This window comes from Streptomyces sp. DT2A-34 (genome assembly GCF_030499515.1).
Classification (GTDB): Bacteria; Actinomycetota; Actinomycetes; order Streptomycetales; family Streptomycetaceae; genus Streptomyces.
The window spans coordinates 4,398,060-4,422,916 of record NZ_JASTWJ010000001.1 but is presented as its reverse complement, the minus strand read 5'-3'; the positions used below and the strand labels follow the sequence as shown (position 1 = coordinate 4,422,916).

Below are 24,857 nucleotides of genomic sequence, written 5' to 3'. Positions count from 1 at the left end.
TGTGGGGGGTGGGCGGTCAGGCCTCGGGGTCGACTTCGGGGTGCGTGAACCGCACGGGCTTGCCCAGCGACCGGGCGTAGGCGATTTCGGCTCGGGTGCTGTCTCCGATGTAGTCGCCGACTACGAGCACCTCGTCAGCGAGCCGGATCTTCGCCCGGTGCAGATCGTCGAGTCGAACCTTCAGCGCCTCGGCCTCGACAGGATCGGACCAAAGTTCGTGCGGCGACTTCATGTCGCAACCCGGCTTGACGACAATCTTTCCGGCCTTGGTCTCCCGCAGATCGGCCTCGGTCATCTCGGTCATGAAACGGGTGGAGCCGCAGATCACGACGATACGCGGGAGGCTCAGCTGCTTCTTCGCGTCGGCGAGCCTTTCCTCGGGGGTGAGCGGTTGCGGGTATGACAGTCGGGTAGCCGGGGCGCATTGCTGCGCCCCGGCCCCCTCAGAACCGTGCGTGCGACTCATCACCGCACACGGCTCAAGCGGGCCTACGGCCGCTCGGACTTGGTGTTCTTCTTGCGGTCCACTGCGTGGAGTTGTTGATGACATAGCGTGTGTACGACCTCCAGGTTGCTGAGGCGGTGTGAGCCGCCCGCGCTGCGGTAAGTCAGGTGGTGCACGTGGATGCCCCGATATCGGGCTGTGAACCACCTTGCCCAATCGTTAACATCGTCGGGGTCGTACCCCGCGCCTTCGATCAGGTCCTGTCCACATCTGGTACACAGTCCCTTCTGGCGGGCCGCCAGAGTTAGAATCCGCTTCGATTCAATCTCGGGTAGCCGCTTCCGGGATCGACTTCTCCAGTAGCTCTCCAGCTCCGGATCATCTCGGGAGGCGTCTCCCTTGACGATGACGTGCCGGACAATTTTGGTCCAGGCGAACTTTGGCAGACGCTTAGCCCGAGAGCCAAACACCCACCTGTCACCTCGACCTTCCTCGAACTGACCCCAGTATCTTTCCCGAATCCATCGGCTGGTCTTATTGGGATGGCAATAGTGCGCCCATCGCCGCAAAGCCTTATACATGAAGTCGTCAAGCCGTTTGAAGATCTTTGTCGAGACAACATGTCGGTAGTAAGTCGACCAACCTCGCACCAAAGGAGCGAGGGCACCAACCAGCCGTTCCGCTGGTAATCCGCGATAGGCGCGGATGGTGTCCTTGATCTTCTCCTTGACACGTCGAACTGCGTCCTCACTCGGCTTAATGAGCATCTTGCCCTTGTATCGACGAATATTGAATCCGAGAAAGTCGAAACCTTCTTCGAGGTGGACGGCGCGCGTCTTCTCGATATTGAAGGCGAGTCCTCTCGGTTCCAGCCAATCCGTCAATTTGGTCTTAAGATCCCATGCCTCCTCTTCCGTGGCGCAGAGCGCCACGAAATCGTCAGCGTACCGAATGAGAGCCGGGGAATGCTTCTTCTTCATGCCGCCCTGTGGCAGGTTGGCACCAATAGCATTTCCCATCCCATGCAGGGCAATGTTCAGCAACAGCGGACTCACGACACCACCTTGGGGCGTGCCTTCAGTCGTATGTGCATAGACACCCTGCTCCATGACCCCAGCCCGGAGCCAACCCTGGATCTGCCGCCGGCCTGGGAACAGGCCGATCGAGTCCATGAGGTGGTCGTGACTGATGCGGTCGAAGGCTGCCGACAGATCTGCGTCGAGGACCCAGAGCCGCTTGGAGCGCTTCTTGGCAGCCACCGTGAAGATCGCCTGAATCGCGTCTTGGCAACCGCGGCCGGGACGGAATCCGTAGCTCCGCCCTTCGAAACGCGCTTCCCACTCCGGCTCCAGGGCATTCTTCACCCTTGCCTGGTTGACGCGATCCTGAATGACGGGGATTCCGAGCGGCCGGGTCTTTCCGGTGGCCTTCGGGATGTACACGCGCTTAACGGGCTTCGCGGCGGAAGTTGGCGAGGTGAGAGTTCTCCTTGCCATTTGCCCGCGCTTCTCCGGGGTCAGTGCCACAATCCCATCGATGCCCGCTGCCTTCTTGCCAGTACTCTGCTGAGTCACCCGACGAACGCTTGTCAAGGCATTCGCCCTGGATCGCAGCATGAGCTTTTGCAGATTGCGGACTTGCTTCAGATTACCCTTCCTCGCAGCCCTGTAGATCCGCTGGCGCAGTCGCTTTACAGACTCTTCCTCTGATCGCCAGTCGATGCTGGCCCAGAATTCAGCGTCGCCCGAAGGTCCGTTCATCGAGAGGACTGGCGTCGTACGGGACAACTTCCTCCTCCTCTCTCTGTCCAACTTGCCCTTCGGTGCAAGTCTCTGCCCCTTGGTACCTACATGGCCTACCTGGTCCACGTGGGCCCCCTTTCGGGTCCAGTCACCAGACTGGTATCCGCCGAGTTATAGCCAGAAGGAGAGAGCTCCTTAATTCTGGCCTTTCCTCCGAGCTTTCGCTCTGACGGCCTTCGCTTCTTGGACCATCCTGTTCCCGCACGGGATTTCTGTCTTCGTTGCCTCCGACTTACCGGTTGACTTCCGGACCCATACGGGGTTTCCACGTTCCACTGAAACTAGATACTTCCGGATTGGGTGCCCTCTTTAAGCCGACTCCCACGGTGACCTACGCACGGAGACCAGATCCCCACGTCCCTTGCTCAAGGGACTACGCCGTGTGACGCCTTGCAGCGCCGGGAGCTGTCACCGCCGATTTCCGACCATTGACGCGGTGTCAGGATCACGACCCGTAAATACAAGGGTTTACTCTCGTTCGCCCGCCCGGAATTCCCCTTCGCTTGTGGCTCGGTGATGGCCCACCGGACCCTTGAGCTTGACCACCTCGGCTCAGCACCTCCGCGTTACCGCAGACGCACCCGAGGCTGGGGACCGACCATTGGTCACGGGCCGGGGGAGGCGCGTACTCTCATTGCAACTCCCTCTAGTTTTCAGCGACTTCGTGTCGCACCTGGTTCCTCCTGGCGGTGTGGTCCAAGGGGTTCCTGCGGAGACGAGAACGCGATGGCGAAGCACGACCTGACTGGGCGCGGGTGCTCGCCCGCAAGTGGGGACCCGCAAAGGCTGCATCGCGGACCCACCGGCCATCACCTACGTGGCGTCGGTCTGAGGGTCGTCGTCCGGGTCGGTCGCCAGTGCGGCCGGCAGCGGCAGCCCGTACTTGTCACACAGGAATCGAGTCTGGCAGTACCGCTGGGCGTCGGCAGCCACCCTGCCGAGGACGGCGGAATTCATGCCGGCACCGATGAGGACGCCCACGAACGGCACGACTTTTGCGACGTTTTGAACTGGCACTCTGGAGCCGGCCGGGCCCAGCTGCTGCATCAACTTCTCAAGGGCGGCCAGGAGGCGGTGGTCCTGGCGGAGCTTCTGTGACCACCGTATGCGTCCCTTGACCGCGTCGGCCGCCCGTGCGGCATCACGCAAAGGCTTGGCTTTGGCCGCCTGTGCCATGAAGGACCGCTGTACCAGGCGTTGGATGAAGTCCTGCTCCTTGGGGTCTTTGGCGTCGTAGCCGTAGGAGTACGCGATGCGCGCTGCTATCGACGCGCTCAGGACTTGGACGACGAGGATGTCCGCTGTCATCGCGACGGGTATGCCGGCAACGGGGACCATGGCCAGCAGGCCCATGGCGCCGCCTTCGAGGGCGCCGGTGGTCCGCCACTTGAGGGTGTTGCGGGTCAGCAGCCGGTCGCAGACCTTGAGGTCCTGCTGCTGTAGTTCGGTGAAACTGTCGATTTCGAAGCCTCGCTTGCGGGCGAGCTTCTCGACGTTCTTCGGGTCGTTGAGTTCCATGGCCCAGTCGTTGACCAGTTCGAGCAACGCTGCCGCGCCTGCGAGCGCCGGTTGCATGGCCTTGTCGGCGACCGCGTCTCCTGCGCGACGGATCGGTTCCTTGACCGCTTCTGGAACAGCGTCCGTGACCCGTCTCGCGGCGTTTCCCGCAACCTCACCGGTGCGACCGAGCGCGGCGCTCGCCCAGTTCGGCAGGCCACGGCGGTTGTTGCGGCGCTGCCAGTGCTCGTTGAGCGTGTCCCATACCTGCCCCTCGTATGCGCTCATCGAGGTTGGACCGTCGACGAGTGGGCCGGCGTAAGTGCTCACCGAGGTTCTCCGTTTCGCTGTGATCGCTGGGGACGCGATGCCCTACCAGCTGACACGTGGGTGAAGCCGCTGCGCAGGTGTCGATGTCCAAAGTCGACTGCACCGGCCACCTGCGGGGTTAGTAACTCACCTCTGCCGCAAAGTAGCAGTCAGGTTTCGTGATTCTGGTCTTGTTCCTCTTTTTTGGTGGGGGCAGGCCCTTGGCCTCGTTGAGGCGTCCGTACACCGTCGGCTAGGTCGGATGGAGGGCTCTTGTCGACGAGCCCTCACTCTTGATCATTTCCATAGTCTGGAAGAGTGGCTCCCCCGGCGCTTCCCGTACCGGTCACCTTGCGGCTCATTTCGATACCCCGTAGCGGCGCACCTGGAGATGCGGAAGGCGCGCACTGCGCATGTCGACTTACCATGCCCCGATGCGGCCAGAACCTGGACAGGTACTGCACTTCTCCGAGGACCCCACCATCACCCGCTTCGTCCCGCGCGTCTCCCCGACGTCGAAGGACCAGGGGGCCTTCGTCTGGGCCGTCGATGCGGTCCGTGCCCCCGACTACTGGTTCCCCAAGCAGTGCCCTCGGGCAATGGCTTGGGTGACGCCCAACACGTCCCCGTCGGACCGCGAGCGGATCATCGGCCCGGGCGGGGGCGATCGAGTGCACGCGATCGAGTACGACTGGTTGGAGGAGATCCGCAATGTTCGCCTCTATGCCTACCGGTTCGACTCCAAGCCCTTCCGCCCCATCGGAGAGCCCGTCCCGCGCGCCCACGTCGCGGAGGAACCCATCGAGCCGCTGGGGCCACCCGAGCCCGTTGGTGACCTCCTCGCCCTGCACGCCGAGTCCGGCATCCAGTTGAGGGTTCTGGACATCCTGTGGCCGTACTGGGAGACCGTCATCTCCAGTACCTGCGGGTTCAACGGCATCCGGCTGCGTAACTCCCTCGGGCATCCCGCACACCGGCCCGAGGCCCGACCGCGAATGCTTCTCGGCCAAGCGCGTTCCGGCGGAGGTGCTGTGGAAAGGCGGCGAGAGGAGAGCGCAGCACAACGCGGGGAGTTGTAGTCCTCATTGATCGGCTGTCACCTCTTGGGGGAAGTACGCAGCACTGTCGTGATCTCCTCCAAGAGCTGCGGAACGTCCTCAAGACCGTCGAGTACGGCGTCGGCTCCCGCTGAGGCCAGTTCGCGGGCGGTGGTCTTGCCGGACGCGATGCCGATCACCGAAGCGCCGCCTTCGACTCCGGTGCGGACATCTTCGAGTGAGTCTCCGATGATGACGGTGTTGGAGCGGGCGAAGACTGCCCCGAGCTTGGCCTGAGCTCGCCTTTGCGCGATGGCAACGAGGGCCGGACGGTGCTCGTCGTCGGAGGAGTACCCGCCGATTTCGGTGTCCAGGAAGGCGTCGAGGCCAAACGCTTCGAGCTTCAACAGCGCGTTGGGCTTGAGGTTCCCCGTGACGACGGCCGGCACGAAGTGCGTCTGCTCGAGCACCGCCTTCAGGGCTGACACGGCGCCGGGCATGAGGACGCCCTGCTCGCGCAGGTCTTCCTGATGCGCGGCGAGACGCTCCGGCAGGAGTTTGACCATGCACGGCAGCAGTCGGGGGACATCCGATTCCGGCACGCCGTTGTCCAGGAGCAGGGACCGGATCGCGAGGGGCATGGTGACGCCGGTTCCCCGGGCCGGAAGTCGCTCCGCGGGGCGCCCGACGATCTCGGCGAAGGTCTCGCGGTAGACCTGCCGATCGATCTCTCCGACGTACAGCAGCGTGCGGTCGATGTCCCATAACACGAGGGACCGTTCGGCTTCAGCCACTCCCGACTCCTTGCCTTCGACCGGGCGGGACCACCCTGTGGCTGCGAGCGTACGCGGGTTCACACGTCCATCATGTCGACGTGAGCGCCTGGCTACTGTCCGCAGCCGGATAGCGAAGGCAGGTTTCCGGCATGCGCGGGAATCGCGCGGACAATCTGTCCGTAGGTAATTCGACGCCCACCTCTTGACTGAAGGGTGAAAAGCTTACTCATCCCGCGCCTGCTTCATTGCGATATGCCCAGTTTCGGGACATGCAGTCGGAGGCCCAGGAGGGAACGGCGAACTGCTTCGGGCCCGTGCCGCGGGTCCACGTCGTGGGCGCGGGGCCATCGGCTCTGTTAACAGTTGGCGACCAAGGGCGCAGGCTTGGACATTATCCGTACTCTGATCGAAGTGCTTCATCGCGAAGGGACAGGTCCACCGATGAGTGAAAACCTAACGCTGGGAGACCGTCTCCGTATCGCTCGTAGGACACGGAAACTGTCTGCCGCCCAACTGGCACAGAAGGTCGCGGTCTCCCCGAGCTACGTGCAGAAGTTGGAGTCGGGCGCGCGTAAGGCTTCCCCGTCGCTGGTGCTGGCCCTCGCCAAGGCGCTGCGCTTCGGCCCCGAGGTCCTGACCGGTCAGCCGTACTACGGTGAGCCGGAGGCGGAGGACGGCGTCCACGCCGTCATACCCGAACTCCGCCGTCTCCTGCTCTGCTACGACAGCCCCGACGACTTGGAGATCTCTCCGCGGGCGCTTCCCGTGCTCGCCTCGGAAGTGGACCAGGTGGCGGCCCTACGCCGCGACGCCCGTTACGCCCCGATGGGCCCCCTGCTGCCGCCGATCATCACCGAGCTGACGCACGTGGCCCTCGGCGGCGACAACGGCGACCGCGCCAAGGCGTTCTGGCACCTGGCACGCGCCTACCGCGCCGTGAACTCCCTGGCCCACAAGATGGGCCACCACGACCTGTCGAACACGGCGCTGGAACGCGTCCGTTGGGCGGCCGACCGCTCCGGCGACCCGCTGATGCAGTTCACGGCTGGCTACCTCGTCGCGGGAGCGATGCTGCGCCAGGGAGCGTACTCGCCGGCACGCCGCAAGCTCCTCGGGCTGCGGACCGAGTTGGAGCGGTTCCAGCCGGAACGCTCCTTCACGGAGGACGCGCTTGCCGTCGACGGCGCGCTGTTGCTGAAGCTGGCCGTTCTCGAAGCCCGCGAGAACAACGCCGAACGCGCCGACGACTACCTGAGGGAGGCGGAGCAGGTCGCGGCCATGGCCGGCAATCGCGACTCCCTGGCGTACGAGATGTCGTTCGGCCCGACGAACATTCGCATTCATGAGGTGCACGCGATGATCGACACGGGCGACACTGAGCAGGCCCTCGCTCGCCTCGTCGAATGGTCTCCGGTCTCCGGCAGTGAGTGGGCGCCGCCCAGTACGACCGTCGGTGAGCGATCGAGCCACCACTTCATCGACGTGGCCTCTGCCAAGCTCGCGGAGAATGACCGGGATGGTGCCTTCGCGGACCTCAAGCGCGCACGGAAGGTTGCGCCCAACCACACGCGCTTCCACCCGTCCGTTCGCGAGACCACTGCCGCGCTGCTCAGGATGGACTCCCACCCCTCCAACGAGCTTTCCACATTCGGTAGTTGGACGGGCATTAGCACAACTTGAGCTTCTGTCAAGGGCTTTGGTGAGCGGAGCCCACGGACAGACTGTCCGCGCAGGACAGCTTGCTGAATGGAATGGTCTCTTCACACGCAGTGGTGAGGAGGCCTTTTCCATGTCCGAGTCCGACGACAATCCCGCAGCTCGCGCGAACCCGCCGCGCTGGATGCCCATCGGCGAGGAGCCCGAGTTGTGCTCGGCGGGGGAGTGGTGGGACGCCGTACGTGCCGTGGAGGCCGTGGGCCGACGCGCGATCGAGATCCTCGGCGAGGGCGACGAACCGGTCGGCCCGGTGATCCTTGACCACGGGGGTCCGGAGCCCCGGCTGTACTTCCTCGTTCCCGTGGGTACCGCAGCCCGCTGGGAGGAGCCGGGGACCGTTGCGCTGGGGCAGAAGTGCCACGTCGTCGTGCCGTCCGCGGAGAGCACGACACCTCCGGGGATGCACTGGCACGTCTTTCCCCGAGGCCCGCGATCGCTGACGCGACCCGATGCTCTCCGCCGCGCGCTGAGCCAGGCTCGCCGGGAGCGGCGAGGGCCCGCAGAGGAAGCAGCCTCCTGATGGCTCTGAGCATCTCCTTTGTGCTGGTCCTCGGCATCGTCGTGGTGCTTCTGATCCGGAGCAAATCCGTGAAGCCCGGACCAGCGATCGTCTGCGTGCTTTTCGGGTTCTTCCTGGCGAGCACTTCCATCGCCCCGAACATCAACCGGCTCGTGACCGGCGTCGCCGACATGATCGGACAGATTCGCTTCTAGGGAGCGCGACGCGGCTTCCGAATCCCCTTTCGCTGCCAGGCCGGCGGTCCGCCCCGATCACTTCGCGGCCCCGTCCCCCCCCAACTTGCCTAAGGCCCCCGATGACATTCACGTTCAGCTCGGAGAGCGCGTCCCCCCGCACGATGGGCGTGCGTCGGACGAACGGCCCCCATCCCGCTCGCCAGCGGCGCCTGGCCCACGCCGAGGGACTCTGATGCGTCTCGTCTACCACCCGGCCGGCCATGACGACGACCTACGCACGGCCCTGGTCGAACTGGAGGCTGGGCGTTGGAAGCCGGCGCGGGAGCTGCTGTACAAGACGGGCACGCACTGGCCATTGCGCACGTCGCGCACTCAGTTGCTGGCCGTGGCAGCCGCCCGATCGGACGTGGTCGACGTCTGGCTCGCCGAGGAGCCGGACAGCTACGACGCGCAGTTGATGGCTGTCCGTGTCGTCGTCGAGAGGGCGCTGCGCGCACACCGTCAACAGCACCCTCGGACCTTGGAGTTCGAGACGAGGGCGCGACGTGTGGCTCTCCTGGCATCTCGTCGTGCGCCGCATGACCCCGTGCCGTGGGTGTGCCTCGCGGCGCTGGCCCAGATCGACACGCGGCAACTGCGTCAGGAACACCGAATGAGGCCCAACGAGCCGATGCTGCCCAGCGGTCCGTGGGGGTTGTTGTACGAGGTCAACCAGCGTGATCCGTACAACCGCGAGGCCTACCATCGCGTGCTGCAGTTCATGCTCGCCCTTGAGGGGCCGCGTGGCGCTTCCTTGGCCGCGGTCTTCGACTTCGGCCGATCCGTCGCCTCGCAGCGTCCCGTCGGATCGCCGCTGCTGCTTCTGCCGGCGTACGCACAGATCGAGCAGCGTCGGCAATCGCGCGCCGATCCGCTGTGGCGGCGGCAGTGGGCGCAGGAGTCGACACTCGACTACACACTGGCCGCCTTTCACGACTGGTTCCACAAGGTGCCCGTCGGGCAGCACTCGGTGGCCGATCTGAACCTCCTGGCCTACGCGTTGTGGGCGGGACACCAGTACGTGGAGGCCGCCGAGGTGTTCGAGGCGATGGGCCCGTATGCCGCCCGCGAGCCGTGGGCGTCGGTGCACGACGGTGCGGCGGGGCCGGACCCTGGCGAGGCGCTGCTCCTTCGAGCGCGCGCCGAGTCCCTCTCGTACGCCCGCAACCATAGGCCGCGCGCCGGGCCGCACCCGTGATCGGCATCCGCTGCCAGCCAAGCCTCTATTGGCATGAACCTGCCTAGAGATCCCCGAGTTTGGAGACTGACCTGTGTCTCGCTTGAGTTCGAACCACCGTGCGACGTCCCGAAAGCCCGATGACGCATACCTGCGGGAGCTGGGCTACGAGCCCGTGCTGACCCGGCGCATGGGGCCGTTCGGGAACTTCGCGATCTCCTTCAGCGTCATCAGCGTCTTGTCCGGCTGCATGACCTTGTACGGCTTCGGCCTGAACACCGGCGGCCCGTCGGTGATGCTGTGGGGCTGGCTGATCGTCGGCGCCATGGTGATGTTCATCGGCGCCGCACTCGCCGAGGTGACCTCCGCCTATCCGACCTCCGGGGCCCTGTACTACCAGGCAGAGCAACTGGGCGGACGGAAATGGGGCTGGTACACAGGCTGGTTGAACCTGCTGGGCCTGCTCGGCGCCATCGCCGGCATCGACTACGGGGCCGCGCTGTTCACGGGCGCCCTGTTAAACCTGCAGTGGGGTTTCGAGCCTACGCCCGGCGCGATCATGGTGATCTTCCTGTGCATCCTTGCTCTGCACCTCGCCCTGAACCTGTTCGGGGTCCGGCTGGTCAGCATCCTCAACAGCATCAGCGTCTGGTGGCACCTCGCCGGCGTCACGGTGATCGTTGGAGCACTGGCGATCGTGCCCTCCCACCACCAGTCCGCCGACTTCGTCTTCGGCGAGTTCGTCAACAACACCGGCTGGTCCAGCCCTCTGTACGTGGCAGTGCTCGGTCTGCTGCTGGCCCAGTACACGTTCTGCGGTTACGACGCCTCCGCGCACCTGTCGGAGGAGACCACCGACGCCCAGGTGTCCGCATCCCGCGGGATCATCCACGCGATCGGGTGGTCGTGGCTAGCCGGGTTCGTCCTGCTGGCCGGGCTCACGTTCGCGATCCAGGACTACGCGGGCACCGTGGGCACGGCGACGGGGGTGCCGCCGGCGCAGATCTTCCTGGACGCGCTGGGCGTGGCGGGGGCGAAGGCGCTGCTCCTGGTGGTGATCATCGCGCAGTTGTGCTGTGGCAATGCCGAGACCGCCGCGGCCAGCCGGATGGTGTTCGCGTTCTCGCGCGACGGGGCGCTGCCGGGCTCGCACCTGTGGCGGCAGGTCGACCGCCGCACTGGAACCCCACGCATGGCCGTGCTGCTGGCGGTCGTGTGCGCCGCCGTGCTGGCCCTGCCGAGCCTGTACAGCCCGGTCGCGTACGCGGCGATCACCAGTATCAACGTGGTCGGGATCACCCCGGCGTACGCGATCCCGATCTACTTGCGCATCAAGAACCGCGATCGCTTCCGGCCCGGCCCTTGGAACCTCGGCAACTGGGGTGTGGCCGTCGGCACGATCGCCGTTGTCTGGGTGGTGTTCGTGACGGTGCTGTTCTGTCTGCCGCAGACGCGCCCCGCAGACGGCGGCCTGGTCTCCGTAGAGACCTTCAACTACGCGCCTATCGCTTTGTTCGTCGTCCTGGCCCTCGCCTGGGGGTGGTGGCGGAAGCAGGGCAACTCCTATGAAGTGCCGGCCCAGAACTTCGACCGCTCGGCGACTACCTACGAAGACGAGGTCGTCTGATGACGAGAAACACGAGCGGCAACGGCACCGTGGCCCGACTGGCCCCCGCACCTGTCCCCGAGCAGGGCGGGCGCTCCGGGAAGGGCCTCTCCCTGTCCGACCTGCGGAACCTCGTCAAGGCGGGTGCGATCGACACGGTGTTGCTCGCCGTCCCTGATCTGCAGGGGAGGCTGAAGGGGAAGCGTTACGACGCGAACCACTTCCTGAAGCGCGTCGCGCATGACGGCGCTGAGGTGTGCGCCTACGTCCTGGCCACCGACGTCTACATGAACCCGGCGGACGGCTTCGCCCTGACCTCGTGGGAGACCGGCTACCAGGACCTGTCCGTGCAACCGGCTCTGTCGACCCTCTGCGCGGTGCCGTGGCTGCCTCGCACCGTTGCCGTGCTCGGCGATGCGGTGCACCACGACGGGACGCTGATCGACATCGCGCCCCGCCAGATCCTCCACCAACAGTTGACCCGACTGTCGCGGCACGGGCTGCATCCCAAGGTGGGGATCGAGACCGAGTTCGTCCTCTACAAGGGCACGTACGGGGACGCGGAACAGGCTGGCTATCAGGGGCTACAGCCGTTGACGACGGAGAACCTGGACTACGCCCTCGACCACGACCCTGTATCCGACCGGTACTTGCGCCGTCTCCAGCGGGCGCTCGCCGGGGCGGGGATGCCCGTGGAAGCGATCAAGACCGAAGCAGGCCCCGGCCAGGTCGAGGTGACCTTCCCGTACGGCGGCGCGCTCACCGCCTGCGACCGGCACCCGCTCTTCAAGCACGCCGTGCGCACTCTGGGCTCGCGCGCCGGCCTGGCACCCACGTTCATGGCAGCCCCGGAAACCGGCCGAGCCAACGGCCTGCACCTGCACGTGTCGCTGTGGTCCAAGGCCATCAGCCAACTCCACGAGCCCGGCACCGAGCACGAACTGTCCCAGATCGGTCAGCACGCCATCGCGGGTCTGCTCGCCGGCCTGCCCGAGCTGGGCCCGTTCTACGCACCCAGCGTCAACTCCTACAAGCGGTTCACGCCCGGCTCTTTCGCGCCGACCACGTTCACCTGGGGCCGCGACAACCGCACCTGCGCGGTCCGCGTCGTCGGCCGCGGCGAAGGGCTGCACCTGGAGATCCGTGTGCCGGGTGCGGACGCCAATCCGTATCTGGCGCTGTCGGCGGTGCTGGCCGCCATGGACCACGGTCTGGAACGGAAGCTCGCCCTTGGTCCCGAAGCGACCGGCAACGCCTACCGCGCGAGTGGAACAGAAGCCCCAGTGCCATCCACCCTCGGCTTGGCCCTGACCGCATTCCAGGACAGCGCGCTCGCGCGGCAGGCCTTCGGCACCGAGGTGGTCGAGCACTACGCCCGCCTCGCCGGGCTCGAACTCGCCCACGACGAGCGCCTCGTCACCGATGCCGAGCGTCAGCGGTGGCTGGCCCGTGCCTGACCAGCCCGCTTCCCAGGAGGGACATACAGCCGTGAGCGTCCGCAGATGACCAGCTCAGGCCGCATTGTCAGTGGCCCTTGGCAAGCTACCCACCCACGACAGGACACTGAGCGCGTCCCATCCGTCACCCATCGTGGCGCGGTCGGGCGGCCAAGCGAGCGGAAGGGCGCACCGTGATCGACATGCCCAGCGCGCTCCACCAACTGGTGGAGTCGGTGACCGACACGTACACGGTGGTCGCCGAACATCCCAGGCCCGGCGACATCAGACCTTCCGTCTGGGAGGTCAAAGCACCTGGTGGAGACCGGTGGTTCGGCAAGCTCCACGCGGGCCCGAAACTCCACCGTCGCGAAGTGACCGCGTACCAGAAGTGGACCGTCGCCCTGGGTGCCGACCGTGCACCCGAGCTCGTCGCCGCGGACACGCAGACGTGCACCATCCTGATCACCGCCGTGCCTGGACGCAGCCTCGACACACTGCGCCTGCCGGCCGAGCAGGAGCGTGCGGCCTACGAGCAGGCCGGCGAACTGCTCGCCCGGCACCACACCGCGGCAGCCGACGAGCCCACGCTGGAAGAGACAGAGGAGATGTGGGACGAGACAGTCGCCCAGCTCCTGGAGCGCACGGCGACGAACGTGCCGGAACACGACCTCGCGATGGTGCGCATGCTCGCTGGGGAAGCTCCGCCGAGCCTGCCTCGCGTATCCCAGCACGGCGACTACATGCCCAAGAACTGGATGTGGGACGAGGCCGAGCAGCGGCTCCGGGTCATCGACTACGAACGGGCCGAGCTTCGGCCCGCCGCTTACCGGGACCTGAGCCGACTGCGCTACCGGATCCTGCGCCACCGCCCCGACATCCACGCCGCGTTCCACAGCGGATACGGCCGCCCCCTCACCGCGGAGGAACAGATCGCGTGCCAGGCGTACGGGGCACTGGATGCCTTGGACTCTCTGGACTGGGGGATCAAGCACCGTGACATCGGCCTGGTTGACGAGGCGCACACCATGCTGGAGAACCTGCGCCTGGAGACCGGCAAGCGGGTGTGGGGCGGGTGGCGCGCGTGAACGCCTTCACCGTCCTCACGGCCCGCCGTCCGTCCGTACACGGAGACCGGTGATCCGTATGGGCGAAGCAGGCTGGGGCGAGACGCTGACCGCCGAGGTACTGGAAGGCCGGTACGGGCTGGTTGCCGACGTTGTGGAACCGGTGCACATGGGCACGGAGACCATCAACCGGCGAGTCCTGACAGCCGACGGGCTGAGGCTGTTCGTCAAGCAGTACCGCTCGATGGCCGGCCTGGGCCCGGCACGCAGCGCGTGGGACATGTCGGAGTACTGCCGGGCCGCGAGGCTTCCCGTTCCACGGGTGTGGCCCGACGCTGACGACAACCTGGTCACCATCGCCGGAGGCAGCGCATGGGCCGTGGTCGACGAGGCTCCCGGCCGGGTGACGACATCCGCGATGACGGTCCCCCTCGCAGAGCACATCGGCGTCGTCATGGGGCGCATGCACCGTGCGCTCGCCGCGTACCCGCTCCCCAAGCGCGTGCAGCACACCCGCTGGCGGACCGAGCCCGTCGAGGACGCCGTGGCGAAGTGCGACACCGTGATGGCCAGGGCCACGCGCCAAGGCCACGACCGGCTGGATCAACTGCGAGTCGACCTCGACCAGCGGCGTTCGGACCTGCGGGCCCACACCCTCCAGTTGCGGGAGCATGTCCCCGAGACCTTGGTGGAACAGGCGCTGCACGCGGACCTCACCCGCACCAACCTGATCACCCTCGCTGACGCCGTCACCGGTGTCATCGACTTCCGCTGCGCCAGCGCGACGCCGGCCTGGGAGCTGGGGCGCGCGGCGTTCGACCCTCGCACCGTCGCCACCAGCACCGAGTGGGCCACTTGCGCCCTGGCCATGGTCAGGGCCTACCGCTCGGAGCACCCCAGCTTCCCGATGCGGGAAGTGCGGGCCTGCGCGCGGATTGCGCTGCTGTACATGCTGTTCAGCTTCTACGGCGCCACCACCCCGAGTACGACCTGCCGCGGGAGGCGGAGGCGGATCTACAGCAGCACTGGGGCGAGCGCCAGATCGCCATCCGACGCTTGCTCGATGACCTGGAGGGCCTCGAGGACGAGCTCTCCGCCCTCGGAGCGAGCGGAGGTACGGCGTGACCATCCAGCGGCTTTCGACCCCACTGAACGAACCGACTGACGAACGACAGCCTCAACCACACACGGCATACAGGGGGACGTCTTGGCGTATCAAACCGTGATCGGTCCGCACGCGGTACTCATCCGCGCGCAGCGCGCGCTGTCGGGGTTTCACGCGGCCTCCCTGGCAGAGCACCGGGTGCCGCCGGAGGGCTGGAGTCGATGACAACCATCCCGAAGCCCACCGAGTCGACCGAGCCGACCGACGAATCGGAGGTCTCGGACGAGGAACTGAAGTTCGTCATCCCTGGCGATCGCCGCATCGAGGCCGCCAACGCGATCACGACCCGCTCGATGGCCAAGCGTCTGCCCCAACTGATCCGCCGCTCCCTCGCGTTGGGCTGGCAGGTCGACCGCGCTGCAGTCTTCGCGCTGCTCGGCGTCCAGCTCCTCTCGGGAGTCCTGGAGGCGTTCGGACTGATGGCCACCACCGGGGTGATCAAGCCGTTGATCGCCTCGCAGCACATCACCGGTGACCAGCTCCGCTCCGCCGTACCTTCCCTTGTCGTCCTGTCCGGCGCCATCGGTCTCCGTGCCCTGCTGGGTATCGCCTCCACCGCGCTGTCGGCCCGGTTGGCCCCGCGTATCGCCCGGGAGGCCGAACTCAAGCTCCTCGACGCGGCGACCAAGGCGGAACTGGCCGCGTACGACAACCCCGGATACAACGACCGCTGGGACGCGGCCGACCGTGGAGTGGAGGTCTCCAGGGACCTTCTCACCCAAGCCCAGTACATCCTCGCCGCGTCGGCATCGCTGATCGCCTCGGCGTGCGTCCTGACCGCCGTGCACCCGATCCTTCTGCCTCTGCTTGTCCTGGCGGCTCTGCCGAAGGGCCTGGCCAGCGTCCGCGCAGCGCGCATCAGCTACATCGCCTCGCTCGCCACGTCGAAGGACCGGCGACTACTGGGCATGCTGCGCTGGTACATGGTCGACAAGCAGACCGCCGACCAGGTCCGCTCCGGCACCATGGCACCGTTCCTCCTCGACAAGTACCGCACGGCCGGGGCGCGGATCGACAGAACCACCGACCAGGCCACCTGGCGCTCCGCCAGGATCTCCCTGGTGGGCGGGGCTGCGGGAGGCCTTGCCCACGCGGTGGTGTGGGTGGCCCTCGCGCTGCTGGTGTCTGCCGGGCAGATCTCCGTCGCCGCCCTCGGCACCGCGTTCCTCGCGCTGGGGCGCGTCAGCGCGGGACTGGACGGGATCGTCGGCTACGGAGCCCAACTCTTCCGTACCGGCATGTTCTTGGACGACTGGGCGGACTTCATCGACGAGGCCGGCGGACACCGCATCGACCGGGGCTCCCAGGCGCCGGCCGCCCCCGCCGTCGTACGCGCGGAGAACATCACCTTCCAGTACCCGAGCGCCGACCGTCCCGCCCTTAACGACGTCTCCTTGGAGGTCCGGCGCGGCGAAGTCGTCGCACTCGTGGGCGAGAACGGTTCCGGCAAGACCACTCTCAGCAAGATCCTCTCGGCCCTGTACCTACCCGACCAAGGAGCCGTCTCCTGGGACGGCACCGACACCAGGCAACTGGACGCGCACGCCACTTGGGCGCGTGTCGCTGTCGTGCCGCAGTCCTACGCGGCCTGGCCTCTTTCAGCGCGGGAGAACATCACCCTCGGACAGGCCACCGAGGAGGGAGACGCTGCCGTGCTCGCCGCGGCGCAGGCCGCGGGTGCCGACGAGGTCGTCGACGGGCTGCGCAGCGGGCTGAACACCCTGCTGGCCAAGGAATGGTGGGGCGGCCAGGAACTGTCCGGGGGACAGTGGCAGAGGATCGCGCTCGCCCGAGCGTTCCACCGGCCGGCCGGACTGCTCGTCCTGGACGAACCGACCGCCGCCCTGGACCCGAGGGCCGAGCACCGCATCTTCACCGGACTACGCCGCCTCGCCGCCGACCGCGCAGTCGTCCTGGTCACCCATCGGCTCACGAATGTGACCGTCGCAGACCGCATCGTTGTTCTGGACAAGGGGCGCGTCATCCAGCACGGCACCCCCGAGGAACTGCTGGCCCAACGGGACGGCTTGTTCCGCGAACTGTGGGATCTGCAGAACGAGCGCACGGGGTGTGTACCGCTCAACTAGGATCCGCGGCTTCGTGGTCGTGCCGGGAGGCCTCCAGGAAGGCGGCCTTGGCCTCCACGCAGGCGTCGTGCGCGGCCCTGGTGACCGTGTGGCGGCACGGACTGCTGTGGGAACGAGAGGTTCCATCTTGCCGTTCTACAGCCCCTGTTGTACCGCGGCCCGATCCGCTGGTCTTGCTCCCCGCTGGCCGGACCGAAGATCGCAGATCGTCTGCCCGGGTCAGCGGGCGGCCGGTAGCGTCGTGTTACCGAGGGCGAGTTCCTTACACCACCTCGGTAGGAGTAGAGGGAGCAACGATGGCCGAGCGGATCTGGCTGGATGTTCCGTATGCGGAGAAAGACCAGGCGAAGACGGCCGGGGCCCGGTGGGATCCAGTTGCCAAGCGCTGGTACGCACCCCGTAGGGGCATGACGGCCTTGGAGCCGTGGGCTGCGGCCCCGGACGTGCCAGACCTGCTTCCCGGCGAGGACCGGACCCTGGGCGAGGGACTGTTCGTCGACTTGGTGCCCTCCAGTTGCTGGTTCACCAACGTACGCTCCTGCGTGACGCCGCGGGACTGGGAACGGCTTCGCCGGATGATCACCCGACGGGCCGGGATGCGGTGCGAGGCTTGCGGTGCCGCGGAGAACCGTGATGCCAAGCGGTGGCTGGAGGCCCACGAGCGGTGGGTGTACGACGACGCCGCCTGCACCCAGCGCCTGAAGCGGCTGATCTGCTTGTGCACGGACTGCCACACCGTCACTCACTACGGATACGCCCAGCTCCGAGGCCTGGAGTCGAAGGCGTTCGCGCATCTGGTCAAGGTCACGGGGATGAGCCGTGTCGAGGCCCGCAGCCACATCCGCTACGCGTTCAACATGTGGGAGGCGCGGTCGGCGACGGCCTGGACGCTGGATCTGAGCATCCTCACCGATGCCGGGGTCACCGTCCAGCGCCCGCCTCGCGCGGGCGAGCGACGAGGGGTCGCGGCAGCGACGCTCGCCGCTGAACGCGGAATCCCGCGGCCTGCCCCCGCTGCGGCCGATGCAGGGGAGATCGTGGCGCGGATCGCCGTCGAACGCGGCATTGCCCTGCCCTCCTCCCACCGCACTCCGGAAGCTCAGTCCCGGCCCGGGGATCGCGCGGTGCCTGGGCCGCGCGGGGAGAAGGCGCCTTCGGTGTTGCGGCGGCTCTTCCGCCGTGGCTGACCTCTTGGAGGCGCCTACTGCCCGGGGACCACAGGGATACCCGGGCAGGCCGTGTCACCACGCCGGTCGGCATGGACCGGGTCGATGTTTAGGGCCTTGACTTCGGCCTCGTCCCCGACGAGACGAACCGGCTGGGCGGTGCCGATGAGTCGCCACCGCAGTCCGGACCGAACAGGCACAGTCCAGCCAGCGCTGGGGCTTCCGACCGCCCTCGCTGTGCTCTTCGACAACAGCACAGCGAGGGAGTGTGGTCGAAGCGGCCGTCTACCGCGTGGTGAAGACGAGTTGCGGACAGTACATGCGGCCGCTGACGAGGTAGGCGGGGGAGACGATGAAGCTGACGGGCGCACGGGCGTCGCAGGCGGCCCAGACGTCCTGGCGTGTGGGGTCGGCAGGGGTACCGCTGGAGGCGGTGAAGTCCCAGGCATGGTCCAGGCCAGCGTGGCGGATGCGGGTGGCGAGATCGGCGCAGTGTTCGCGCAGAGCGGTGATGGCGGCCTCGATGTGCCCGTCGTGTTCCGGCAGATGTAGAAGGCGGATGGTGTCCTGGACCGTGGGGAGGGGCTGGGCCTCGGTGAAGAGCTGTCGGCTGAGCAGGCTGATCAGCCGGGCGGTCTGTTCCGTGGCGGGCCGGTCCAGGACACGGTCGCACCGGCTGGCGTAGCGGCGGGCGAAGGTGAGGAAGTTCTGTTCGATGAGGGTGCGGAAGCGGCGGGCGAGGACTTGGTGGTCGCCATGCGGCGCTGCGGCCAGGTCGTCTCGCCCTTCCAGCCGGGCGGCTAGGAGGATTCCCACCTGGCGTTCCAGGCGCTCGATGGACCGACGCATCTGGGCGTGCTGCTGTTCTCCGGCTTTGACGGTCTGTTCCAGCTGGCCGATCCGCCTGAGGGCCTGCTTCAGCGGGTCCTCAGGCAAGGCGTCGTAGGTGGCGGGTCGGGCTGAGGGAGGCGCTGGGCGGCTCCGCTCCTGCGTGTGGTGGCTGAAGATGCCGATGATGTCCATGGATCCTCTGTTAGTCAGTAGTTGGAGTGGAAGCGGACCTCGGTGGCCACGCTCTGCCCGCCGTGGACGAGCTCGGCCCGGACCTTGATCTCGGTCTCGCCGAACTTCATGAAGACCCGCACCGACCGTTCCCGGCGCGGGAACCGCATGACGGAAGCGAGATCCACCCGTACCGTGCCGATGAGGTCGCAGCCCGGGTCGGTGACGTAGCGAGGGTCGGTGTCGTTGGTGGCGAAGATGTCGAACTCCATGGCGTCGACGTCGTCCTCCAACGGGACGTAGCCGTGCATCACCTCGGCATCGGTGGCGATGGACTCTCCGGCGCGGGCGAACACGGAGAACCGCTCACGGCAGGTGACCAGGCCGTAGGTGGTCACGTACCGCTTGTCCTCGGGGTCGACTCCTTCCTTGAACGGCTTGTTCACCTCGGTGCCGTAGGTGAACCGGCTGCGTCGGGCGCGTGTCTGTGGGTCGTAGCAGAAGTGGGTGGCGCCGAACAGCACGGCGATATCGGGGTTGGGGGGCACCATCACGAGGGCGCGGTCGCCGAAGCGTTCCTTGACGGCTTGCTGAAGGTAGGGGGAACTGCTGAAGCCGCCGACGAGGAGGATGACGTCGGGCCTGGTGTTGTCGCCGCGCGTGGCGGCCATCGCCTGCAGCTGGGTGTCGATCAGGTCCAGGGTGCCGGGCACGACGGTGTCGAACAGGGCGTGGATGTCTGCGGGGGTCAGCACGATGGAGTCGTTGACCTTGTTCTGGCGCCGGGCCAGGCGCTTGCGTACGGCCGCGCCGATGCGGCGGTCGATGGCGGAGGGGATCAGCAGGTTGATGCTGTCCTCCTGGTCGAGGGTGACGTGCAGCTTGGCGCGCTCCCACTGGTCGATGAGGTTGAGCAGGGCTTCGGGGCAGCTGTCCCTGATCTCGTCCAGGATGTCCGTGTCGCCGAGGCACTCGGCCAAGTGGCTGTTCTCGAAGGCCCGGTTGAGGAAGTCGGAGCCGAACCGGTCTCCGATCGAGCGGCCGATCTCGACCATCTTTCCGTCCGCGTCGTTCTCGTAGGCGGTGATGTCGACGGTGCCGCCGCCGCAGTCCACCACCATGAAGCGAGCCCCGGGCGCCATTAGGTCCTCGCCCGCCTCGTCGTCCTCGCCGATGACGCGCACGCCGCTGACGCGGGCATAGTGCGCCGCCGATTCCGGCTCCAGGGACAGCAGCACCCGGCCGTCCTCGCCGGGGAGGCCGGCGTTCTTGGCGACGTCCCGCATCACCGCCTTCTGGTAGTCGCTCCAACAGGCAGGGACGGTCAGACACCAGCGCAGATCGTCCTCGTCGTAGCCGGCGGCAGTGATCTGCCCAAGCGTCGTCGTCACCACCTGACGCAGCAACGTCGACAGCAGGTCTGGCGTCACCTCGTCGACGCTCAAGCCGGCGGAACCCGCCGCTGGCTGGGCACTCTCCTCCTCGGCCGGGTCGTTCCCGGCCAGGATCGCGTTCTCCGGATCTGACACCGGATGCGTGCCGAGATCCATTTTGAAGCCCTGGTGATAGCGAGCGCCCTTCTCACGGAGTTCGGCTCCCTGAGTCAGCCATAGGCGACGGGCTTCGTACCCCCAGGCGATCAGATTTCCGTCGGCGTCCAGCAGGAGGGCGGACAGGTTCTTGGCGGTCGGTGCAGGCTGGGACTCCCATTGATTGGAGAAGTGGATTTTCCGGCTGACCGGGTCGGCGTTGGAGTCTGAAATGACGCACCAGGACGAACCGATGGCGTGCGTGCCGACGTCAATGGCCACGACAAGGCGAGCTGAGAACACGAGGCTCATTTCGATGAGAGATGGGACAGGCGGGCCTCCGCTGACGATCAGACAACTCGGGGTGCGCTGTGCAGAACTGCACAGGAAGCCCGGTTGAGAGCGCAGCGGCAGTCCCAGATCTGGCAGAAACACTCGCTTCGCTCAAGGACGTGTGCCCACGGTGGGCACACGGCCACCCGAACGGCGCAACAGTCGTGTGCAAGCCTGAACACGGGTGCGCAGAACTGCGCATTCGCAGGCTGTTACGGGTTAGCGTGCCCGCATGCACAGCGACAGCACGAGACGCTCGCACCTGATCGGCATCTACGAAACCAGCGGTCCCGGTGCACACCGGCCGCAGGGTGAGGATGCCTCAGAAGATGACCTGCGTGAGCGACTCGCTGAATACGGTCGTATTCGCGCCTCGCGGGATCCCCTGGTAACTGGCGCGAAGAAAGCAGGGCTGAGTGAAGTGGAAATCGCGCAGCTCACCGGGCACTCGCGGAATACCGTTCGCAGCATTCTCAAGCGGAACGGAGCGGATTGAAGACATGCGATCGCTGGGGTCGGAGTAACTGGCTCTAACAAAAGCGGGTTGATCATGTGACTGTCCGCTTGATCGCTCGTTGATGTGGGCATGGGGAAGCGTCAGTCGCGGCCGTGGATGGTGTCGGATGAACTGTGGTCGCTCATCGAGCCGTTGCTGCCCGAGCCGCCACCGAAGCAGGTCGAGGGACGGCCGCGAGTGCCCGACCGTCAGGCCTTGTGCGGGATCTTGTTCGTCCTGCACACCGGCATCCAGTGGGAGTACCTGCCCCAGGAGCTCGGCTTCGGCTCGGGCATGACCTGCTGGCGGCGCCTGGCGGCCTGGAACGAGGCCGGCGTCTGGGACCAGCTGCACCAACTGCTGCTGAACAAGCTGCGCTCGAAGAACCAGCTGGACTGGTCGCGGGCGGTGATCGACTCCTCCCACGTCCGGGCCGCACGCAGGGGCCCAAAAGCGGGCCCAGCCCGGTCGACCGCGCACGCCCGGGCAGCAAACACCACATCATCACCGACGGCCAGGGCATCCCGCTCGCGGTGTCGCTGACCGGCGGCAACCGCAACGACGTCACCCAACTGCTGCCGCTGCTGGACAAGATCCCGGCGGTCGCCGGTGTCGTCGGCCGCCCACGACGCCGTCCCGACATGCTCTTCGCCGACCGCGGCTACGATCACGACAAGTACCGCCAGCTCCTGCGGAGACGCGGGATCCGGCCCGCGATCGCCCAACGGGGGCAGCCGCACGGCACCGGCCTGGGCACCTTCCGCTGGGTCGTCGAGCGGACGATCTCCTGGCTGCACGGCTTCCGCCGCCTGCGGATCCGCTGGGAACGACGCGACGACATCCATGAGGCCTTCCTCGGACTCGCGGTCTGCCTGATTACCCACCGCCACGTCCAGAGGCTTTGTTAGGGCCAGTAAGTGAGGGCGTCGGAGGCGCGGTTGCTACTTGCGAGGCGCACACGTGCATCGTGTGTCCGCCTGAGTATGCGAGGAGTTCAGGACTGGTCTTGATCAGCCGCGCGTGGTGGCACGACTCCGGGCACTCCAAGATCCGGCAACGCCGACCCGGTCCGTGGTGGGCTGTCGAGCGCCGTCTCATACCGGGCGTCAATGATCTGGTTGAAGTGCTTCATCCGCCGCGTGGACGCGGTCAAGATACGTGCTTCACGGGTCCGTGCCCAGAACGAGCGGCCGATCTCGCCGGCGAAAATCTCGTCGCACATGGACGCCAGCCACTGCTCCGTGAGGTCCCCGAGCTCGAACCACATCTCCCAGTGCGACACCACCAGGTTGACGTACATGTGCTGCCGCCGGAGCAGAACCGTCCGGGAGGCGTCGGGTCCACCCCAGCAGTCGAGGTACTCCGGGTTCTCCATGGCCTGCTTGGTGAACTCCATATGCATCAAGCGGGTGTTCTGCACTCGGGCAGCCTTCGCTTCCCGTGCTTGGAGGACCAGCGAGGCCGCCACGCCGACGACGGCCAGACCGGACAGGAGCGCGGACACGGCACCGTAGGCCTGGGCGATGTCGCCGATCCGCTCCCAGTCCTCTCCGTTGCCGTCCAGCGCGGGAAGCGCGAGGGGAGAAATGACGACGAGACCCATCGCGCACACAACGGCGAGCACGGACAACGCCAGCGTCGCCGCACGCGACCGGTACCAGGGGCGTCCGTGCAGGCCGCGTGCCGCGCGGGTGGCAGTCCCGGGAACGGGTTCCGGAAGCGGTGTCATGCCGACGCCTCCGTGCAACGGGCGTGCAGCAGAGGGCCGGTGATCCGGTCGTGGAACGACGAGAAGTCCTCACCCGTGTCGTAGAGCTGCTCGAAGTCGGTGCGGCAGGCCTCGATCAACTGGGCGTCGTCGTACTGGTACGCGCCGGCCAGCACGCCGTCCGGTCCGTACCTCAGCTCATAGAGGCGGATGGACCCGAGAATGACAAGTTCGGAAAACCATCGGGGGGGGGGTGCCTGGAAGCCGGGTTGGCCCTGGCCGGCTACGACCCGGATGTGCTCGCCCCGGCTGACCCGCTCGCGGAGCACGGCCATCTCCCAGACAAGGTAGTCCGACGGAGGGAGCTCGATGTAGCGGGCCCGGCGCAGTACCAGACCGCGGGACTCAGCGTCCTCGAACTGCCGCTTGATCGCGGGCTGCACCTCCTTGATCAGGTCGACGGACTCGCGCCAAGCCCCTCGGTTGAACGCCTCCCACGACGAGAAACCCGGTTCCTGGAAGTGCTGCCCGCACTCCAACTTGTCGAAGGCCGTCACCTCGGGACGGGCGTAGTCCTCCCGAAACGCCTGAAGGTATTCCCTGACGGGCAGGAAAGGACCTCGGGCTTCGGGCGGCGACGCGACAAGCGCGCTGATGCTCGGCGCGTCGACGCCCGGTGGCTCGGCCGCGCTCACATCAGGCATCGGGCATGTCCGGCTTCGCAGCAGCGAGGAGGCTCCTCGGAACGATCACAAGGCGCTCGTCGGGCCCGACGGAGACTCCCTCGGGCAGACGCTCGGCCACGAGAGCGGTCACGTCACGACCGATCACCGCGACGTCGCCGTTGTCCATCTCCCAGATGTCCGGGCAACTCTCCGAGCCGCTCGTCAATCCCAACTCCTGTGGTGAACGGCCCAGACGACGCACGAATCCAGCGTCGGCATCCGCTTCCCACGGGCGACCTATCGCCATCTCCCCAACCTCAAGCCGTAGTTGAAGGCCTACACCACGTGAAGATCGATCTGAGGCTAACAACCGGGCAGGGCACCCGCAATGACACCGTTGGCGTCACCACTGAACTCACCGGCGACATCGGCGTAGATGTCAGGTTCTGCCCTTCCCGGGGCTCTCGCGCGGTCAGGTCGCAGCGCTCGCCGTCTTCGGTCGGGCGGCGTTCAGCTGGCCCATGGCCCGGTCGATCGTGATCTCGATGACCACACGCTCCGGGTCCGGAGCCGGAGTCCGGCCGTACCGGTCCGCGTAGCGGGCCACGGCGTCGTCGACCGCCGCCGCGTCGGTCAGCACTTCGGCCGTGCCCTCCAGGGTGGCCCAGCGGCCTCCGTCGACCTGGCAGACAACCGCGCGAGCTTCGCCGGGGCGGGATGCCTGAATATTGGCGACCTTCTTGCTTGGTTTGCGTGTGATAACTCGGGCGACTCCTGTGTCGACGTCTAGCGTCACGCCGACAGGCACTACGTGGGGAGTGCCGTCGGCGCGAAGCGTGGTCAGTGTGCACAGGTGGTATTCGCCCCAGAACGCTGAGTGCTCAGGTGTCTGGCTGAATATGTCGCTAGGCATGCTCGGGAGCGTAACGCGGATGACTGCACAGATTGGCGCAGAAGTGACCCCTTACACACATCTTTCCGTGCCCCTGGAACAGCAGGGTCACTCCTTTAGTAACTAAATGCACGGCTTATGATCCCGTTAAATGTCTCAAAGAGATAACGGATGTACCCGTCGGTGATGCGGTAGTGGTCAATATGAACGC

The 24,857-nt window shown here is 66.6% G+C and carries 22 protein-coding genes and 1 pseudogene; 13 read left to right on the top strand and 10 right to left on the bottom strand.

The window, feature by feature from the left end:
• Positions 1-16 precede the first annotated feature (16 nt).
• The 3 genes from QQM39_RS19465 to QQM39_RS19455 all read right to left on the bottom strand — a co-directional run bounded on the left by QQM39_RS19465 (position 17) and on the right by QQM39_RS19455 (position 4,032).
• Positions 17-406 carry a hypothetical protein gene (locus QQM39_RS19465; RefSeq protein WP_302003642.1) on the bottom strand — a complete coding sequence of 130 codons (390 nt, stop codon included), beginning with the start codon at positions 404-406 and terminating at the stop codon, positions 17-19.
• 83 nt (positions 407-489) lie between these two features.
• Positions 490-2,232, bottom strand: coding sequence for a group II intron reverse transcriptase/maturase (gene ltrA, locus QQM39_RS19460; RefSeq protein WP_367668928.1), 1,743 nt, complete (start codon positions 2,230-2,232; stop codon positions 490-492).
• A gap of 828 nt (positions 2,233-3,060) precedes the next feature.
• Entirely contained in the window at positions 3,061-4,032 is a 972-nt protein-coding gene (locus tag QQM39_RS19455; protein ID WP_301998293.1) for an EcsC family protein, read from the bottom strand.
• A gap of 455 nt (positions 4,033-4,487) precedes the next feature.
• Here QQM39_RS19455 and QQM39_RS19450 point away from each other — a divergent pair, with 455 nt between their 5' ends.
• Complete coding sequence (locus QQM39_RS19450) at positions 4,488-5,132, top strand: DUF6886 family protein (protein ID WP_301998292.1); 645 nt, start codon at positions 4,488-4,490, stop codon at positions 5,130-5,132.
• A gap of 17 nt (positions 5,133-5,149) precedes the next feature.
• On the opposite strand, the gene QQM39_RS19445 is transcribed toward QQM39_RS19450, so the two are convergent.
• Entirely contained in the window at positions 5,150-5,884 is a 735-nt protein-coding gene (locus QQM39_RS19445) for an HAD family hydrolase (RefSeq protein WP_301998290.1), read from the bottom strand.
• A 423-nt stretch (positions 5,885-6,307) separates the two neighbouring features.
• Here QQM39_RS19445 and QQM39_RS19440 point away from each other — a divergent pair, with 423 nt between their 5' ends.
• From QQM39_RS19440 to QQM39_RS19395, 10 genes are all read left to right on the top strand, one after another.
• Entirely contained in the window at positions 6,308-7,546 is a 1,239-nt protein-coding gene (locus QQM39_RS19440) for a helix-turn-helix domain-containing protein (RefSeq protein ID WP_301998289.1), read from the top strand.
• A 109-nt stretch (positions 7,547-7,655) separates the two neighbouring features.
• On the top strand, positions 7,656-8,102 hold the full coding sequence (locus tag QQM39_RS19435) for a hypothetical protein (protein WP_301998288.1): 447 nt from the start codon (positions 7,656-7,658) through the stop codon (positions 8,100-8,102).
• Positions 8,102-8,296: a hypothetical protein gene (locus QQM39_RS19430; protein ID WP_301998287.1), complete on the top strand. Its 195-nt coding sequence runs from the start codon at positions 8,102-8,104 to the stop codon at positions 8,294-8,296. The genes QQM39_RS19435 and QQM39_RS19430 overlap by 1 nt, the downstream gene beginning before the upstream one ends.
• A 214-nt stretch (positions 8,297-8,510) precedes the next feature.
• Entirely contained in the window at positions 8,511-9,515 is a 1,005-nt protein-coding gene (locus QQM39_RS19425) for a hypothetical protein (protein WP_301998284.1), read from the top strand.
• Positions 9,516-9,588: 73 nt separating this feature from the next.
• Positions 9,589-11,121 carry an amino acid permease gene (locus QQM39_RS19420; protein WP_301998283.1) on the top strand — a complete coding sequence of 511 codons (1,533 nt, stop codon included), beginning with the start codon at positions 9,589-9,591 and terminating at the stop codon, positions 11,119-11,121.
• A complete protein-coding gene (locus QQM39_RS19415; protein ID WP_301998281.1) occupies positions 11,121-12,557 on the top strand; it encodes a glutamine synthetase family protein in 1,437 nt (478 codons plus the stop codon). The genes QQM39_RS19420 and QQM39_RS19415 overlap by 1 nt, the downstream gene beginning before the upstream one ends.
• Before the next feature lie 182 nt (positions 12,558-12,739).
• Entirely contained in the window at positions 12,740-13,624 is an 885-nt protein-coding gene (locus QQM39_RS19410; protein ID WP_301998280.1) for an aminoglycoside phosphotransferase family protein, read from the top strand.
• A gap of 58 nt (positions 13,625-13,682) precedes the next feature.
• A complete protein-coding gene (locus tag QQM39_RS19405; protein ID WP_301998279.1) occupies positions 13,683-14,768 on the top strand; it encodes a phosphotransferase enzyme family protein in 1,086 nt (361 codons plus the stop codon).
• A 161-nt stretch (positions 14,769-14,929) separates the two neighbouring features.
• The gene (locus tag QQM39_RS19400) at positions 14,930-16,855 is read left to right on the top strand and encodes an ABC transporter ATP-binding protein (RefSeq protein ID WP_301998277.1); all 1,926 of its coding nucleotides are present in this window, start codon (positions 14,930-14,932) and stop codon (positions 16,853-16,855) included.
• Between the two features lie 296 nt (positions 16,856-17,151).
• A complete protein-coding gene (locus QQM39_RS19395) occupies positions 17,152-18,042 on the top strand; it encodes a DUF5710 domain-containing protein (protein ID WP_301998275.1) in 891 nt (296 codons plus the stop codon).
• A 264-nt stretch (positions 18,043-18,306) separates the two neighbouring features.
• Here QQM39_RS19395 and QQM39_RS19390 read toward each other — a convergent pair whose 3' ends face one another.
• Together QQM39_RS19390 and QQM39_RS19385 are read right to left on the bottom strand one after the other, a co-directional pair.
• On the bottom strand, positions 18,307-19,044 hold the full coding sequence (locus QQM39_RS19390; RefSeq protein ID WP_301998274.1) for a hypothetical protein: 738 nt from the start codon (positions 19,042-19,044) through the stop codon (positions 18,307-18,309).
• A gap of 14 nt (positions 19,045-19,058) precedes the next feature.
• Positions 19,059-20,834, bottom strand: a complete 1,776-nt coding sequence (locus tag QQM39_RS19385; RefSeq protein WP_301998273.1) for an Hsp70 family protein — start codon at positions 20,832-20,834, stop codon at positions 19,059-19,061.
• Positions 20,835-21,117: 283 nt separating this feature from the next.
• Between QQM39_RS19385 and QQM39_RS19380 the strand changes: the two genes are divergently transcribed.
• A complete protein-coding gene (locus QQM39_RS19380; RefSeq protein WP_301998272.1) occupies positions 21,118-21,381 on the top strand; it encodes a hypothetical protein in 264 nt (87 codons plus the stop codon).
• A 90-nt stretch (positions 21,382-21,471) separates the two neighbouring features.
• Positions 21,472-22,289, top strand: a pseudogene (locus tag QQM39_RS19375) (IS5 family transposase).
• A gap of 86 nt (positions 22,290-22,375) precedes the next feature.
• On the opposite strand, the gene QQM39_RS19370 reads toward QQM39_RS19375, so the two are convergent.
• The 4 genes from QQM39_RS19370 to QQM39_RS19355 form a co-directional block, all read right to left on the bottom strand.
• Entirely contained in the window at positions 22,376-23,110 is a 735-nt protein-coding gene (locus tag QQM39_RS19370) for a DUF6082 family protein (protein WP_301998270.1), read from the bottom strand.
• Positions 23,107-23,793, bottom strand: a complete 687-nt coding sequence (locus QQM39_RS19365; protein WP_301998269.1) for a DUF6879 family protein — start codon at positions 23,791-23,793, stop codon at positions 23,107-23,109. Before QQM39_RS19365 ends, QQM39_RS19370 begins: the two co-directional genes overlap by 4 nt.
• Positions 23,786-23,980, bottom strand: coding sequence for a hypothetical protein (locus QQM39_RS19360; RefSeq protein WP_367668927.1), 195 nt, complete (start codon positions 23,978-23,980; stop codon positions 23,786-23,788). The genes QQM39_RS19365 and QQM39_RS19360 overlap by 8 nt, the downstream gene beginning before the upstream one ends.
• Positions 23,981-24,226: 246 nt before the next feature.
• Positions 24,227-24,667 (bottom strand): pyridoxamine 5'-phosphate oxidase family protein, encoded by a 441-nt coding sequence (locus tag QQM39_RS19355; protein ID WP_301998268.1) that lies wholly within the window; start codon positions 24,665-24,667, stop codon positions 24,227-24,229.
• Between the last annotated feature and the right edge of the window lie 190 nt (positions 24,668-24,857).

Coding starts and splice junctions, on each gene's coding strand:
- QQM39_RS19440 (WP_301998289.1), top strand. CDS start 6,308: ATGAGTGAAAACCTAACGCTGGGAGACCGTCTCCGTATCGCTCGTAGG.
- QQM39_RS19410 (WP_301998280.1), top strand. CDS start 12,740: ATGCCCAGCGCGCTCCACCAACTGGTGGAGTCGGTGACCGACACGTAC.
- QQM39_RS19425 (WP_301998284.1), top strand. CDS start 8,511: ATGCGTCTCGTCTACCACCCGGCCGGCCATGACGACGACCTACGCACG.
- QQM39_RS19405 (WP_301998279.1), top strand. CDS start 13,683: ATGGGCGAAGCAGGCTGGGGCGAGACGCTGACCGCCGAGGTACTGGAA.
- QQM39_RS19415 (WP_301998281.1), top strand. CDS start 11,121: ATGACGAGAAACACGAGCGGCAACGGCACCGTGGCCCGACTGGCCCCC.
- QQM39_RS19370 (WP_301998270.1), bottom strand. CDS start 23,110: ATGACACCGCTTCCGGAACCCGTTCCCGGGACTGCCACCCGCGCGGCA.
- QQM39_RS19365 (WP_301998269.1), bottom strand. CDS start 23,793: ATGCCTGATGTGAGCGCGGCCGAGCCACCGGGCGTCGACGCGCCGAGC.
- QQM39_RS19435 (WP_301998288.1), top strand. CDS start 7,656: ATGTCCGAGTCCGACGACAATCCCGCAGCTCGCGCGAACCCGCCGCGC.
- QQM39_RS19455 (WP_301998293.1), bottom strand. CDS start 4,032: ATGAGCGCATACGAGGGGCAGGTATGGGACACGCTCAACGAGCACTGG.
- QQM39_RS19380 (WP_301998272.1), top strand. CDS start 21,118: ATGCACAGCGACAGCACGAGACGCTCGCACCTGATCGGCATCTACGAA.
- QQM39_RS19395 (WP_301998275.1), top strand. CDS start 17,152: ATGGCCGAGCGGATCTGGCTGGATGTTCCGTATGCGGAGAAAGACCAG.
- QQM39_RS19450 (WP_301998292.1), top strand. CDS start 4,488: ATGCGGCCAGAACCTGGACAGGTACTGCACTTCTCCGAGGACCCCACC.
- QQM39_RS19400 (WP_301998277.1), top strand. CDS start 14,930: ATGACAACCATCCCGAAGCCCACCGAGTCGACCGAGCCGACCGACGAA.
- QQM39_RS19390 (WP_301998274.1), bottom strand. CDS start 19,044: ATGGACATCATCGGCATCTTCAGCCACCACACGCAGGAGCGGAGCCGC.
- QQM39_RS19355 (WP_301998268.1), bottom strand. CDS start 24,667: ATGCCTAGCGACATATTCAGCCAGACACCTGAGCACTCAGCGTTCTGG.
- QQM39_RS19430 (WP_301998287.1), top strand. CDS start 8,102: ATGGCTCTGAGCATCTCCTTTGTGCTGGTCCTCGGCATCGTCGTGGTG.